The organism is Halalkalibacter nanhaiisediminis (genome assembly GCF_007830185.1).
GTDB classification, from domain to species: domain Bacteria; phylum Bacillota; class Bacilli; order Bacillales; family Bacillaceae_D; genus Halalkalibacter; species Halalkalibacter nanhaiisediminis.
In genome coordinates this window covers 63,586-78,449 of sequence record NZ_VLKZ01000005.1, presented here as the reverse complement: position 1 = coordinate 78,449, position 14,864 = coordinate 63,586, and the positions used below count along the sequence as shown (strand labels likewise).

The window sequence follows — 14,864 nt, the reverse complement described above, 5'->3', positions numbered from 1 at the left end:
GGAACAACAACAGCAATGGGAACAACAACAGCAATGGGAACAACAACGGCAATGGGAATGGCAACAATAACTAACAATACTTAGAAAATATTGAAGAAATAACCGCCGGTAGAACTGGCGGTTTTAATTTTGTTCTAAAAGACCATTTTACCGACACCCCTTTAAAGAAGACTAGAAATTGACTGTCAACCGTATTACTTATCTTTAAATGATCGACGTACTCTCTCTTCGTCATTTGGTCGCGTAATCGATCCTCTGCTTCCTGATTACGTATATAATTCTCTATCGTTTTTTAATTCAATCCTACAGTACTCACATAATATTCTTTTGCCCAAAACATACGATTCTCATGGTTATACTTTAAATTGGCATGCCCGTCGTGGTTCATTAATGAACTTTTCCTTTTATAAATAGCCCATAAAATGAGACAAACCATTCAGGTGGAATTTTCACTAACATCTATCTCATGTGCTTTAATGATTTCGACATCTTTCATTTCATGTACTTTTTGAGAATAGCACCTATATCTTTTCTCAGTACAAAAAAAAGCGCCACGGTGGTGCTTTAAATAATCTTCAATCATTTAGAGAGTATTATTTTTTAAAAATTTAAATCGGGTATGTTTCACAGCCATAACAGTTGCTAAATTTATTGCGCGTTCCTCGTCGATACACTTCTCTTCAAATACTTTTTCATTTACTTCACCGTTCTCTTTTTCAACTACAGCATACCAACCATCAGGGCGTTCAGAACTTTTTGCTAAAAATTTAACACGGCTCATTAATATCGCCTCCTATATCGGTACATTCGACACAAGAAGCATCCACCCTGCTAATATTATTTATTTTCCAGAAAACGGTACATTGGTTACATCTGTTTTTTCTTCATCTATCCAATTATTAAATCTAACGACTCGGATCTTTCTTCATATACTTGCTAAATATAAGCAGTACTTTCTTGTCGTTCATCTTCGTTCCCCCTATGCACTTTTCGCATCTATCCTTCATTTCTAACACTTAAGACATTATAAAAGGCTTCCTTACAAACTGTGTATTAAAGCTCCCTTTTATAATTAAAAGAAATTTTTATAATCTCAACTAATTATGGATATATTAACAAATGACTTCATTAAGAAAAGGATGATTCATTTGCAAAATACTGGTATAGATACTTTTGATACCTTAGTTAGGCAGAAAAAAGAATTAACGAATTCTTTAATTGATTACTGGAAAGATTATTCTGATTTTTCCACTTGGCAATTCTGGTTAATAGTTGCAATGTTTCTAGTTCCCTTAATCATTCTTTATTTCAAAATAGATAAAAACAAAATTTTTCTGATTGGTTTTTACGGTTATAGCATACATATGGCATTCGCCTATATCGATATATCTGGTATTAATTTAGGTTTCTGGAACTATCCTTATAAGCTAATCCCTGCTTTACCTAGTTTTTCTTTAGACTCCTCATTAGTTCCTGTTACTTTTATGCTTGTCTATCAATGGACCCTAAACCATAAGAAAAATTTCTATATTTATTCAACCATCGCTGCTATAATATTTGCTTTTATCTTCAAACCTATTTTAGCTAGTGCAAACTTATTTAGGATGTACGATGGTACAAACTTTTTTCATTTGTTTTTGATATATGTTTTTGTTTTTTTAATAGCTAAATTTTTAACTAATTTATTTCTTAAATTGCATAAAAGTTAAACTTACAAAATAATGCTAGCCTCCTGGTTAGCATTATTTTGTAACATCACAAAGATCTGATCATTCAAAATTTAATTATGTTAAATTACCTTTTTCTCCTCAACCTCATCTTCTACATCATTGTTAGATTTAGCTTTAAATAACGTTGTCTTTTCAATTAAGAAATATAAAACAACCCCTGCTATAAGCCCATATGTTGCGCCATGAATAGCTAATACTACAGCCATGATTCCTGCTACTCCACGTTCTGTTGTTGTATGAACCTGTTCAATCCCAACACTAATACAAACGTAAGCTGTAATAATCAACGTTAACGACAATGCAATCGGTAGAACTGGCTGAAACAAGCTAACAAGCGGTAAAATAAATAAAGCAATAAAACCAGCGATCCAAAACGTACCCATCCCACTATGAATCGAATCCATTGCTTTACGTCCATATTTATAGCGTTCAACCATCGTCGCATGAACAGGTGTCCAAAGTGGCCCTGCCAATCCAGGGTATGGAGCAAAAAATGAGTGAATAAGATTTCGAAGTGCTGTAACAAGATGTACTCTATCTACGTTTGTATCGATTTTTTCATCTTTTCGAACATTATCAGCTCTTTGTAAGAGCGTTTTTCCGACAATAATGTCACCGAATGCGATAATATAAGCAATAATTGCTGTTGGTACTGCCAATAAAAAGATATCTAATGAAGGAAAACCAACAGCAAACGGCAGATAACTCCACATTTCTATGAATGCAGGCTGCGTAATACCCCACTCCACATTTGCCATTGGATACTCACTAACCATCCAACCAATTATCATTGCGATCACCATTGCTGGAACAAGACCATAGTTAGCCATCACTTTAGCAATTTTATTATTCTCTACTAATTGCTTAAATGATAAAGAAAATAAAATATAAAAGGCCACCAAACTACCAATAATCAGGGAAATAGGCGTATTCATTAAACGACCACCATTTTGAATTTCCCCCATTAGCGCAGCAAGGCCTGCACCAATCAATATTCCTGCCTTCAATGAATTAGGAACAAGATCAACTAGCTTTCCTCCGAGTTTCGTAATTCCTAAAATAAAGAAAATAAGAAAAACGATAAACTGTAGCGCAAACAATGCTTGAATAGCTTCTGGTCCTGGCTGAAAGTTTCCTAAAAATAATAAAACCACAGGAATTGCTGGTGTAATCCACCCTGGTACCATTGCTACTCCCAACAAAGCAGGAAGCATAAAGCCGATCCCACCAATAAATACATACGCCAAGGCTACTTGATAAGGTAACCCTAAATATTCTGTTAATAACGGAATCATCCCAAGACTAACAACAAACATAATCAAAGCTTGAACAAACTCTGGTGCCTCAAAGCGGTAATGAACAAAAGGTAATCTCACTTTAAAAGGACCTGCTGGCCAATATGGTTGTTCTTGCCCCTCTTTACGTTTGTAAATTGACATATTAATCCCCCATTTTTTTCTTTTAATAGATTATTATTCAGACTTAGTAAAGCGCTTTCAAAAATATGATTCGTTTAGTCCCTCCCTTTAAAAGTGATGATCTGTTACAACTTTATCTTTTATTAGTTATAATTATAAGAAAATTCAGATAAGTTTTGTTTTAGTTTTTTTTGAATATGACTTTTATTTTTTTGCTCGATCTTCTTTATGATTTAATTTTGATAATAAATTACGATATTCACTAGGTGTGACTCCCTCTAACCTTTTAAAAATGGTTGAAAAATAAGCAGCGCTTGAAAAACCATTGTTACTAGATATCACTTCAACTGGTAACATCGACATTTTTAATAAATTTTTCGATTTTTCTACTCGATATTTCATCAAGTATTCAACAAAATTAGAGCCTGTTTCTTCTTTAAACATTCGACTAAAATGAGACGGACTTAAATAAACAAGGTTTGCAACTTCTTTTAATGAGATCGGCTTAGAATAGTTTAATTGGATATACTTAATAGCTGTCTCGATCGGGTTTGCAACGTCAGTTTCAAAAGAACGATTTATCGATTCTTTTCTGTCGATCATTTGTTCCTCATTACGAACAGAATATTTTGTCATTAAACGAGCTAAAATCGTTAATAACTCACTTTTTGAAATTGGTTTTAAAAGATAACTTGAAAATCCTGCGTTCATACAATCTTGAATAATATGAAACATTTTTAAGTGTGTTAGAACAACGATTGGTAAATGAGGGTGCTTTTCAAGAACCTTCTTTCCAAAAGCCAACCCATCTCCGTCTGGAAGCGAGAGATCCATAAACACTATTAACGGTCGTTTTTGTTTTAAAAGAAGCATCCCTTTATCTACCGTTCCGACTTCAGTTATTGATAAATAGTTATATTGACTTTCTCCAATAACGAACCTCACTGTTTGTCTACTTTCTATATCATCATCTACTACTAAAATCTCCGCCATTCTTCTCCCACCTATCCATTTCATAAATGATTTTATAAATATAACTCAATGAATTGACCGTTTCGCAGCTTGCTCCTTAAAATTTTACCAGTTGGACTTTTAGGAATACTTTCGACAAACACATACTTTCTCGGACGTTTATAAGTAGGCAATTGCTGATGATACTTACAAAATCGATCTAATTCTTGAAAAGTGAGCGAATCGTCATTTGGAACGATAAAAGCTACAACGATCTGACCCAAGCGCTCATCTTCTTCACCGATAATAACTGCTTCCTTTACTTTGTCGTGTTCCAAAAGAATCTTTTCAATAAGCTCTGGATAAATATTTTCTCCACCTGATAAGATCATATCATCTGCTCGTCCAATCACTTTTAAATCACCATCCTGATCAATAAACCCTAAATCTCCTGTATAATACCAACCATCATAGATTACTTTTTTTGTTAAATTAGGACGATTCCAATATCCTTTAAATGCCTCAGGTGATTTCATATTCACGATAATTTCACCAATTTCACCTGTAGAAACAACGTTTGTAGAGGAAGATCTTTTTTCAGGATCAGGCGTTATTAATTTTATATGTTGGTGAATACCAGGTTGCCCTGAACTTCCTGGTTTCTTTCTTACATCAGAGCAATATGTGAATGTATAGATTTCCGTACTACCATAATGATTTACAATACGATCAGGTTGCATAATTTCATCACATTTAGTTATTAATTCTTCCGACATTGGTGCACCAGAATAGGCAAGCGTATGTACAGCAGAAAAATCAATTTCATTTGAATAAGGATGAGAAACCAAATCGTGATACATTGTTGGGTTAAGAAAAAGACAACTAATCTTTTCTTGATCAATCATTTGTAATGATTCATAACTATCAAAATCAGGTAGGGCGACATATAATCCATTCAACGCAGTCATTGCCTGTAATGAACGTAAACCAATGACATGGTAAAGGGGATAATTTCCAAGCGTTCTATCAAAGGATTGGTAACGACATTGAACAATATGGGCCATCGTTGCAGCATACTCATTTAGATGAATACGCGGTACACCTTTTGGAACACCAGTTGTTCCAGATGTATAGTAAATACTCGAAATATCATGTGCACCAACATTAACATGTTCATAAAAAGATACGCCTCCTTCCTCTAGCTCACGATAACTAATATCAGAGAGCTGACTTCCATCAGAAAGCCCGATAAAAATGGGGCGTTCTTTAAATGTTTCTTTCATAATGAGATGCTCACTTAAGTCTTCAAACACAACAAACTTTGGTTCAACATCATGAATGCAATACCTAATGTCATCTTTAGAAAGCTGGAAATTAATTGGTGTGAAAATAGCCCCAAGCTTTTGCACAGCCCAATATATGACAACGGTTTCTACTCTATTTTTAAGTAGGATCATAACACAATCTTGCTTCCTCAAGCCTAATTTTTGAAGCGAAAAAGCTACTTGATTCACTTGCTCACCTAGTTCAGCATACGTTAACCTCTTATTCTTCTCGACAACCGCAACTTTATCTGAATGACGCTCAACAGCAAATTCAAAAAAAGTACATAATTCCAAGAACTCCCCCTCCTCATCACTTTTATTTCAGATTATTCCAACTTTTATTTTAACAGTAAGTGCTCTGCCGTTGTAGTCATTTAATGCTAAATCTTTCCACCTGTAAAAGTAAAATACATAATGATCATCTTTTTACGTATGACCTGAACTTCTTTACTTAGATAAAGAAAAACCCCCACTACAGTTTAAGCTGCAGATGGAGGCGCTCACGTTATTTATTTACAATTTAAACCGTCATTCCCTCTTCTTCCTTCTTAAAAAACGTCTTCATCGCATGATAGACATCGCCTTTTTCCTTTAAAATATAATGACGGAAGCGTCGATCGTCGATATTTTTATAAGCGCTCATAAGGGTGGAGTGGCGGCTGTATTGATTCACTTCCCCATACCCAAACATACTCGAGACACCCATCAGCTCTTCAACTAGCTTCAAGCAACGCGTATTATCTGAGGTGAGGTTATCGCCGTCTGAGAAGTGGAATGGGTAAATGTTGTAACGCTTTGGATCGTATTTACCGTCGATTACTTCGAGAGCTTTTCGATAAGCGGAAGAACAAATGGTTCCGCCGCTTTCTCCTTTTGAAAAAAAGTCTTCCTCAGAGACGACTTTTGCTTCCGTGTGATGGGCAATAAATTCAATGTCGACTGTTTCATATTTTGTACGGAGAAAGCGGTTCATCCAGAAAAAGAAGCTTCTGGCCATGTATTTTTCCCATCGTCCCATTGATCCACTTGTATCCATCATCGCAATAACGACGGCTTTGGACTCTGGTCTTACGACTTCGTTCCATGTTTTAAAGCGGAGATCGTCGTTATGAATTGGAATCAGACCTGGACGTCCTTCAAGTGCATTCCGTTTAATTGCAGATAAAATGGTACGGCGTTTATCGATATTACCCATAAGTCCTTTTTTACGGATATCATTAAATGCGATGTCTTCAATGACAAATTCAGCTTCTTCTTTCTTTTGTAAATTCGGTAGCTCTAATTCACGGAAAAGCATCTCCTCAAGCTCCATAATCGAAACTTCTGCTTCAAAATAATCTTCCCCTGCTTGATCTCCAGCACCTTGCCCTTTTCCTGGACCTTGCTGCTGCTGTGCGTTTGGATCACGAGCAACGACATCTCCGACCTTGCTATCACCCTTCCCTTGGCCGACGTGTTTGTTTTTATCATAGTTATAACGGATTTTGTATTCATCGAGGGAACGAATTGGAATGCGAATCACATCTCGACCATTTGACATCACAATATTCTCTTCACTAACAAGGTCAGGTAAATTCTTCTTAATCGCTTCTTGGACTTTCTCTTGATGGCGTCTTTGGTCTTGGTAGCCTTTTCGATGGAGCGACCAGTTTTCTTGTGACACGATAAATTGACGTTGGTTACTGTTTTTCATATGATCTCCCTCCTTTTTGTCCTTTTCACCCTATCCGATGACACTCTTGATGAGTGTTCGCCGATTTAAAAGATGTTTGCACATTTTCTCACCAGTTGAATATACTGTTTTCGAGCCATGTTAAATATTCTCAGCTTGAAAAATGGCTTACTTTATCCTATGCAGACAGGGGAGAGAGTTGCTAATAAATTCTGACAAATATATCGATTAAAAAAGAGGACAAGCAAAAAACCTTTCCCCAGGATAAGAGGAAAGGTCTTCTACTATTTCACTACACCAGCTTCTGCAATCGGCCAAAAACGCAAGTCCACTTTACCAACAATTTTATCGTTTGGAATAAAACCGATCCTGCGACTATCAAGACTATTCGGTCTATTATCTCCTAACACAAAGACGTGACCTTCTGGCACCACTTCTGGAATAGCAAAATCATTTGTATATGGTTGACTTCCTAACCCTTCTTTTCGTTGTTCTAAAAACGGCTCATCAACTGGTTCATTATTAATGTAGAGAACATCATTCTTCACCTCTACTTTATCTCCTGGTAGTCCAATAACACGTTTAATGTAATCGTCCTCTTCATTTGCATGGAAAACAATTAAATCAAAACGATTCGGTTCTGAAAAACCATAACCAATTTTATTGATAATAAAGCGTTCACCGTCATAGACGCTCGGAACCATTGATTCACCTTGAACTTCGTAGCTTGTAAATAAAAATGCACGAACTATTGCAGCTAGAACGATAGCAACAAGGATTGCCTTCCCCCACTCCAACCACTCATTTTTCTTTGTATCCACGATAGCGCCTCCGAGTCTTTTTTCTATAACTTAACACTGTTTTACATTCATCACAAGTCCATATACCACCCTAAATATTGTAATTTATACTTAAATGGAATAATGATGCATTACATTAGTTATTATATGAAGAAAAAAACAGTCCCCTACGGAAAAAGGAGACTGTCACTTTAAATTATCTGTTTAGAAGACTTCCTACATAACGAAGAAGCTCATTTGCAGATACTGAGTTATAACCATGTTCATCAATTAATCTTGCAATCACTTCATTTACTTTCTTAAGCTGAGATTCGTCTGGAGTCTTGGACGATGTTGTAATTTTGACAATGTCTTTCAAATCAGCAAAGAGCTTCTTCTGAATCGCTTCTCTTAAGCGTTCATGTGAATTGTAATCAAATTTCTTTCCTTTTCTTGCATAAGCCGAGATGCGGATTAAAATTTCTTCACGGAAGGCTTTTTTTGCATTTTCTGAAATGCCGATTTGTTCTTCAATTGAACGCATAAGCTTCTCATCTGGAGTCATTTCTTCTCCAGTAAGAGGATCACGTAGTTTATTTTTATTACAATACGCCTCAACATTATCAAGATAATTATCCATCAGTGTTTTCGCTGATTCATCATAAGAGTAAACAAAAGCCTTCTGTACTTCTTTTTTGGCAATTGTATCGTATTCCTTACGAGCAATCGAAATAAAGTCCATATAACGCTCACGATCTTCTTTTGTAATTGATGCATGTTGATTTAAACCTTCCTTAATTGAACGAAGAACATCGAGTGCATTAATGGATGTTAATTGCTTGCGCACGATAGCTGAAGAGATGCGGTTAATGACATAACGTGGATCAATTCCACTCATGCCTTCATCTGGATACTCTTGTTTCAATTCTTCTAAGTCTTGGGAGTTAAATCCTTCGACACTTTCGCCATCATAAAGACGCATTTTTTTAAGTAAATCGATTCCTTGTTTTTTCGGCTCTTGTAACCTCGTTAAAATCGTAAAAATCGCTGCTACTTTTAATGCATGGGGTGCAATATGAACATCTGCTAAATCACTATCCTGAATCATTTTCTTATAGATTCTCTCTTCCTCACTCACCCTTAAATTATAAGGAATTTTCATCACAATAATTCGCGAGTGCAGAGCTTCATTCTTTTTATTAGAGATAAATGACCGGTACTCGGATTCGTTCGTGTGCGCGACTATTAGCTCATCAGCACTAATCAATGCAAATCGTCCAGCTTTAAAGTTTCCTTCCTGAGTCAGAGAAAGCAAATGCCATAAGAATTTTTCATCACATTTTAGCATCTCTTGAAATTCCATCATCCCACGATTAGCTTTGTTCAATTCACCGTCAAACCGATACGCACGTGGATCCGATTCAGAGCCATATTCAGCAATAGTCGAGAAATCGATACTTCCTGTTAAATCAGCGATATCCTGTGACTTCGGATCAGACGGACTAAACGTACCAATCCCTGTCCGCTTATCTTCTGAGAAAAAAATACGTTCAACTAAAACATCTTCTATTCTCCCACCATATTCTTGTTCTAACCTCATCATATTTAGCGGAGACAGGTTCCCTTCAATCTTAATTCCGTACTCATTAAAGAAATCTTTTCGTAAATGTGCTGGGATCAAATGCAGTGGATCCTCATGCATCGGACAGCCTTTAATCGCATAAACAGCACCTTTATCAGTCTTTGAGTATTGCTCAAGTCCTCGTTTCAGCATCGTCACAAGTGTTGATTTCCCTCCACTAACAGGTCCCATCAATAGTAAAATTCGCTTTCTGACATCGAGACGTTTAGCTGCTGAGTGGAAATATTCCTCGACAAGCTTCTCGATCGACTCTTCCACACCATAAAGCTGTTCACTAAAAAAGGCGTATTCCTTTTTTCCACTTTCTTCTTTAACACCAGCATCTTTGATCATATGGTAAACACGGGAGTGAGCTGTCTGTGCAATCCATGGCTTCTCTTTCACTAGATCTAAATAATTGGCGAAAGTCCCTTCCCACTTCAAACGTTCCTCTTCTTCTCTGAAGCTCTCAATTTTTTTTAATATACTCATTTCGCGTACCTCCATCCTCGTGTTCAAGAGCGAGATTAGTACACTTTATGCTCAGGCACATATGAACATGCATCACAATTCTAATTCTCAAAAAGCGGACAACCTAGTTTATTTTTTCTCATCTACAAAAAGAATTTGGTGGTACAATGGAATCGAATGAACAGGAAGTGAGTGTATCCTATGCTTAAATTAAGTACTGGCTGGTTATTAACGTTATGTTTTCTTATTCTTTTTTCGTTTCTGTTAGTGGAAGTCACCGCAGAAGTTCAAGACGTAAAATCTCTTTCCGACGTCCTCAGCAACAAAGTTGAATTAACGGACATTTCCTTACCGTCAAATAGTACGATGTATGACCGTAACGGATCCTTAATTGCCGATCTCTATCAAGCTGAAAACCGTATTTATCTCGAGTATGAAGAGATTCCACAAGTGATTATAGAAGCCTTTATTGCAACAGAAGATCAACGTTTTTATGAACATAAGGGCTATGACTCTATTGCTATTGCTCGTGCTATTTTAGCTAACGCCAGACAAGGTGGAATTGAAGAGGGGGCAAGTACTATGACCCAGCAGCTTGCCAGGAATTTATTTCTTTCTCATGAACAGTCCTATAACCGCAAGATGAGTGAAATCCTCTATGCGCATGAGCTTGAGAAAAAGTATTCAAAACAAAAAATTATTGAACTCTATATCAATACAATCTATTTTCATAATGGTGTCTATGGAATGGAAGCTGCCGCAAGTTATTATTTCAATAAAACAAGTTCAGCGTTAACACTCGCAGAAGTTGCTTTTCTAAGTGCCATTCCAAACAATCCGAGCCATTATAACCCAATCAATCATAGTGATCGTACAAAGTTACGACAAGAATGGATCCTCCAAAAAATGCTTGAGGCATCCTTTATTACAAAGGAACAGTGTGAACAAGCTCTTGCTGAGGATATTGTATTAAACGTTCGTCAGCGCACTGATAAATATCCAGATTATGTAACATATATTTATCAAGAATTAACTGAGTTAGTTGCCGTATCAGATGGATACAATGCGAAGCTTAATCAAGCATCTACCGAAGAGAGGAAAAACGAAATCCAACAAAATTTACAAGCGCGCGTTCAAGAACTACTTGCACAAGGAATTCGAATTGAAACAGCCCTAGACCCTAACCTACAAAATCGAGCAATTAAAACAATTGCACAACAGCTGCCACAAGCTGATGTCCAAAGTTCTGTCGTCATGATCGACCACGAAAAATCAGAGATTGTTGCTATTACGGGAGGGAAAAATTACAATAAATTCGATTTCCATCGCGGTTATCAAACATTTAGACAACCTGGCTCATCCATTAAGCCATTACTTGTTTACGCCCCTTATTTTGAGGAGTATGGAGTACCGATTCAAAGTACAATAAATGCAAATAATGTATGTAAAGGAGATTATTGTCCAAAAAACTACGGGGGTGGTCAGTATGGAACAGTCAATTTAGAAACAGCCTTTAAGCATTCGTATAATACACCTGCTGTGCGGATTCTAGATCGTGTCGGTGTGGAAACTGCTTTTTCATATTTAGAAAAATTCTCTTTTTCAAAGGTAGGATCAGAGGATTATCACCTTCCTGCTGCCTTAGGTGGATTTGCATACGGGATGTCTCCACTAGAGTTAACAAGAGCTTATACAACGTTTGCGCATAATGGCTCCTACACGCCTTCTTATGGTATTCGACAAGTGACGGACCAAGAAGGAAACCTATTATATAGTTGGGAAAAAGTTGAGGTAAATGTATGGAGTCCAGCAACAAATGATAAGATGAGACAGCTTTTATCAGAAGTGTTGCGAAGTGGAACAGGACAAAGAGCTCAAGTAAACACCGCTTATTCTGGTGGAAAAACAGGAACCACCAATAATGAGCACGACTTGTGGTTTGTTGGTTTAACCGATAAGTATACAACTGGAGTATGGGTTGGAAAAGATACACCTGCACCTCTTTCTAGTATCTCTTCTCAAACACCACATCTTCTTATTTGGAGAAATTTGCAATAAAATAAGAAAAGCGAAAGCGCCTTGTTCAGCCTCGACAAGTGCTGGAGGCCTGTCCATGAGTTGCCGGGTTTTAGGCAACCCTTGACAGGCAGAAGCAACCTCGAGCGGCTAGGCGCTGTAGCTAGACATAAAGAAAAGCTGAATCATCCAAAAACGAGGTGATTCAGCTTTTCATTTGCTTGTTATTTAAAACCCTACTAGGTCCTACATATTTCGATTTATAAGATCCTGTATTAGTGGATAAAAGAATGACACTACTATTTTCACTAATCAATATGTATATGATTTACTATGGTGGGTATGGGAGTAGCTTTTTATAAAGGTAAGCTCGCCATAAAGCTGTTGTATAACTTTACTAACGCATAAATAACAGCAAGCACAAGTGCACTCCAAAAGATCATGTGAAAAAAAATCAGTCCTATTAAACCACCGGCACTTAAGACATTACTAATTTTATAAACGAGAAAAATAAAATAAACGAGACTGGCTAAAAGAAAAATGGCAACAATGAACAAAACATACTGTGACAGCAACAAAGCAACAATACTTGCAATCAGATAAATCCATGAACCTGCATGGACCTTATTTAGTTCATTTCCCTCTTCATCCTTTGAAAAAAATAACATAGATAGCTCAATCGTCGTATCAGCAATCAGCTTCAGAGCAGAAAAAATCATAAAAAAGAAAAACATGAGCAAAAATAACATCGTCAATTTAATACCATTTTCTGAAAAGAACTCGCGCATTCCATTGTAAAGTCCTAATTCAACTAGCTGCTCAAGAATATAAATCTGGGTAAAAATGGCAAAAGACAAACTGAACAATACGATTGAGATGAGTGGAAAATGACTTGTAATGTAGCGATTTGACATTGGTAAATGGCTCCTATCTTGTTCAAACACTAAAACAAAATTTAACACTGACTGTAATAGCTTTCATTACTTTTTGGAAGATTTGTTAACTTAGTCAGTAAATTCACGTTCTTTTCATTTATTTCTCATTCAACTTGATTTATAATAAGGACATATTGTGTCATAAGGAGGAATAGCAATGGGTCTTGCACTCATCCTTGGAATCTGTGTTGTTTTTCTCGTATCGATCTTTACAGCTGGTTACGAAGACAATCCACACAAGAACTAATATGATGCGAAAATCGACCAACCTCTTCAAAGGCTGGTCGATTTTTTTGTCGTTTTCTTTCATAAAACCAATTGTTTAAGTTAAGCCTTGGAAACCTTGTTGACGAATGGCTTCATAGATCACAATCGCCGCTGTGTTAGATAGATTCAATGAACGAATCTTATCTGTTTGCGGAATTCTAAAACAGCGTTCCGTGTGCTCTGCAATGACTTCCTCAGGTAATCCTGTCGTTTCACGGCCAAACACAAAGAAATGATCAAGCTGGTCATTTGAATAATCAAATTCGCTATAATTCTTCGTTCCGACCGTCTCGATGAAATAAAACTGTCCTTTATCATATTTAGCAAATAGCTCATCTAAAGAATCATAATAACGGATATCAACACTTGGCCAATAGTCACATCCAGCTCGCTTCAACATTTTATCATCAGTTGAAAACCCTAGTGGTCTAATTAAATGAAGAGTCGTATTTGTTCCAGCACATGTTCTTGCGATATTTCCTGTATTAGCTGGGATTTCTGGTTGATAAAGCACGATATGTAAACCCACGTGCATGCACCTCTATTTCTACTTAAGTTACGCTTATGTTGCATCTACAGCATCACTCATTATACCATCATCACGTGCGTTAAGAAATGCTAAAAACCTGTTTTATAATCAATCGATCTTCATTAATCGACTATATGAAAGAATTTATATTGAATATCGGGTGTCCAAGCAGTTGAATCCTCATATGTCCAGTAGCGCATTCGACTATTTGTGCTTTGAGCATTTACAAGCGGTTCGCCGTTTGGATCTTTTGCGACGATGAGGGTTGTATGCTGCCAGCGTCCATCACCGTTAAAATCATAGCAAATCACATCTCCCACTTCCAGCTCTTTTGCACTTTGCACCTCTTGTCCTCTAAGCCCGGTTTTCGCTCCGCTTAAATGCCAACGAAATGCGTGCGCGACTGACCAGCTGAAGCTCCAGTTGTTTGATTGGTACCACCATCCCTTTGTCCTGTTAGGATGCCCAATCATCGGCGCATCTCCCGCCCGCAAACACTGCGAGATAAAATTTGTACAGTTATCATTGAATTTGTTATATGAAGGGTTATAATCATTCCACCACCTCTCCGCATAGCGAACTGCATTTCGGCGATTATAAACAAAACGTTCATCATTAGATACATCATTTTCCTGATTTTTCAATCGATGATCGATGTTTCTCTTTTTTTCCCAAAAAGGAGTGACAGTTTTGTCGTTCACCAATTCCCCATTTTCAAAAACAGCTCTACGATAGTCAAATTGCTCTTCCATATAGACCGAATCTTTCATACGAATTAACTGTTCAACGTGCTGTACATAATCAACAAGTAAGAGAGTTCCTATTTGTAAACTACGAATAATATCTCCTTCTACAAATGAACGGACAATCTCCGCTCCTCTTTTGCTATGCATATTCACTTTACGCTCTTCAATTGTCTCGATATGATCAGTTCTCATCTCAGCTAATTGAACAAGTCGGTTGTTCCTTTCTTCGATGAGATCATGAAGTTGTCTTATAATCTTTTCTTTCATATCTCATGCCCCTTTCTTACAACAACCTATGCCAACACACTGTCCAAAATGTAAGAAGAACATACTCATGAGCCCTATGCTCTTAACTTAAGGTGAAATTCTTCCAACTAGAAACGAACCAACTTCACACAGAAAAA

General features: G+C 36.8%; 12 protein-coding genes and 1 pseudogene. 2 read left to right on the top strand and 11 right to left on the bottom strand.

Annotated elements, in window-relative coordinates; translation table 11 throughout:
* Positions 1-202 precede the first annotated feature (202 nt).
* Both tnpA and IQ10_RS09925 read right to left on the bottom strand, forming a co-directional pair.
* Positions 203-552: pseudogene (tnpA, locus tag IQ10_RS18400) on the bottom strand (IS200/IS605 family transposase); the annotation flags it as partial.
* Positions 553-583: 31 nt separating this feature from the next.
* Entirely contained in the window at positions 584-781 is a 198-nt protein-coding gene (locus IQ10_RS09925; protein ID WP_144450334.1) for a hypothetical protein, read from the bottom strand.
* Positions 782-1,148: 367 nt separating this feature from the next.
* Here IQ10_RS09925 and IQ10_RS09920 point away from each other — a divergent pair, with 367 nt between their 5' ends.
* Positions 1,149-1,709 carry a CBO0543 family protein gene (locus IQ10_RS09920; protein WP_242009807.1) on the top strand — a complete coding sequence of 187 codons (561 nt, stop codon included), beginning with the start codon at positions 1,149-1,151 and terminating at the stop codon, positions 1,707-1,709.
* An 80-nt stretch (positions 1,710-1,789) separates the two neighbouring features.
* Here the strand turns inward: IQ10_RS09920 and IQ10_RS09915 are convergent, their stop codons facing one another.
* The 6 genes from IQ10_RS09915 to IQ10_RS09890 form a co-directional block, all read right to left on the bottom strand.
* Positions 1,790-3,169 carry a solute carrier family 23 protein gene (locus IQ10_RS09915; RefSeq protein ID WP_144450332.1) on the bottom strand — a complete coding sequence of 460 codons (1,380 nt, stop codon included), beginning with the start codon at positions 3,167-3,169 and terminating at the stop codon, positions 1,790-1,792.
* A 183-nt stretch (positions 3,170-3,352) separates the two neighbouring features.
* On the bottom strand, positions 3,353-4,141 hold the full coding sequence (locus tag IQ10_RS09910; protein ID WP_144450331.1) for a helix-turn-helix domain-containing protein: 789 nt from the start codon (positions 4,139-4,141) through the stop codon (positions 3,353-3,355).
* 32 nt (positions 4,142-4,173) lie between these two features.
* Entirely contained in the window at positions 4,174-5,718 is a 1,545-nt protein-coding gene (locus IQ10_RS09905) for a class I adenylate-forming enzyme family protein (RefSeq protein WP_144450330.1), read from the bottom strand.
* Positions 5,719-5,944: 226 nt separating this feature from the next.
* Positions 5,945-7,117 carry a sporulation protein YhbH gene (yhbH, locus tag IQ10_RS09900; RefSeq protein ID WP_144450329.1) on the bottom strand — a complete coding sequence of 391 codons (1,173 nt, stop codon included), beginning with the start codon at positions 7,115-7,117 and terminating at the stop codon, positions 5,945-5,947.
* Between the two features lie 263 nt (positions 7,118-7,380).
* Positions 7,381-7,917 (bottom strand): signal peptidase I, encoded by a 537-nt coding sequence (gene lepB / locus IQ10_RS09895; protein WP_144450328.1) that lies wholly within the window; start codon positions 7,915-7,917, stop codon positions 7,381-7,383.
* 175 nt (positions 7,918-8,092) lie between these two features.
* On the bottom strand, positions 8,093-9,988 hold the full coding sequence (locus IQ10_RS09890; RefSeq protein ID WP_144450327.1) for a PrkA family serine protein kinase: 1,896 nt from the start codon (positions 9,986-9,988) through the stop codon (positions 8,093-8,095).
* 180 nt (positions 9,989-10,168) lie between these two features.
* On the opposite strand from IQ10_RS09890, the gene IQ10_RS09885 reads away from it, so the two are divergent.
* Complete coding sequence (locus IQ10_RS09885; RefSeq protein ID WP_144450326.1) at positions 10,169-12,025, top strand: transglycosylase domain-containing protein; 1,857 nt, start codon at positions 10,169-10,171, stop codon at positions 12,023-12,025.
* A 314-nt stretch (positions 12,026-12,339) separates the two neighbouring features.
* On the opposite strand, the gene IQ10_RS09880 is transcribed toward IQ10_RS09885, so the two are convergent.
* The 3 genes from IQ10_RS09880 to IQ10_RS09870 all read right to left on the bottom strand — a co-directional run bounded on the left by IQ10_RS09880 (position 12,340) and on the right by IQ10_RS09870 (position 14,727).
* On the bottom strand, positions 12,340-12,897 hold the full coding sequence (locus IQ10_RS09880; protein WP_144450325.1) for a DUF5366 family protein: 558 nt from the start codon (positions 12,895-12,897) through the stop codon (positions 12,340-12,342).
* Positions 12,898-13,240: 343 nt separating this feature from the next.
* Positions 13,241-13,714 (bottom strand): tRNA (uridine(34)/cytosine(34)/5-carboxymethylaminomethyluridine(34)-2'-O)-methyltransferase TrmL, encoded by a 474-nt coding sequence (trmL, locus tag IQ10_RS09875; protein ID WP_144450324.1) that lies wholly within the window; start codon positions 13,712-13,714, stop codon positions 13,241-13,243.
* Positions 13,715-13,836: 122 nt separating this feature from the next.
* Positions 13,837-14,727, bottom strand: coding sequence for an amidase domain-containing protein (locus IQ10_RS09870; RefSeq protein ID WP_144450323.1), 891 nt, complete (start codon positions 14,725-14,727; stop codon positions 13,837-13,839).
* Positions 14,728-14,864 lie beyond the last annotated feature (137 nt).

Bases quoted from the DNA above. Each gene is read 5' to 3' on its own strand.
- IQ10_RS09880 (WP_144450325.1), bottom strand. From the start codon at position 12,897: ATGTCAAATCGCTACATTACAAGTCATTTTCCACTCATCTCAATCGTA.
- IQ10_RS09890 (WP_144450327.1), bottom strand. From the start codon at position 9,988: ATGAGTATATTAAAAAAAATTGAGAGCTTCAGAGAAGAAGAGGAACGT.
- yhbH (WP_144450329.1), bottom strand. From the start codon at position 7,117: ATGAAAAACAGTAACCAACGTCAATTTATCGTGTCACAAGAAAACTGG.
- IQ10_RS09885 (WP_144450326.1), top strand. From the start codon at position 10,169: ATGCTTAAATTAAGTACTGGCTGGTTATTAACGTTATGTTTTCTTATT.
- IQ10_RS09925 (WP_144450334.1), bottom strand. From the start codon at position 781: ATGAGCCGTGTTAAATTTTTAGCAAAAAGTTCTGAACGCCCTGATGGT.
- IQ10_RS09915 (WP_144450332.1), bottom strand. From the start codon at position 3,169: ATGTCAATTTACAAACGTAAAGAGGGGCAAGAACAACCATATTGGCCA.
- IQ10_RS09870 (WP_144450323.1), bottom strand. From the start codon at position 14,727: ATGAAAGAAAAGATTATAAGACAACTTCATGATCTCATCGAAGAAAGG.
- IQ10_RS09910 (WP_144450331.1), bottom strand. From the start codon at position 4,141: ATGGCGGAGATTTTAGTAGTAGATGATGATATAGAAAGTAGACAAACA.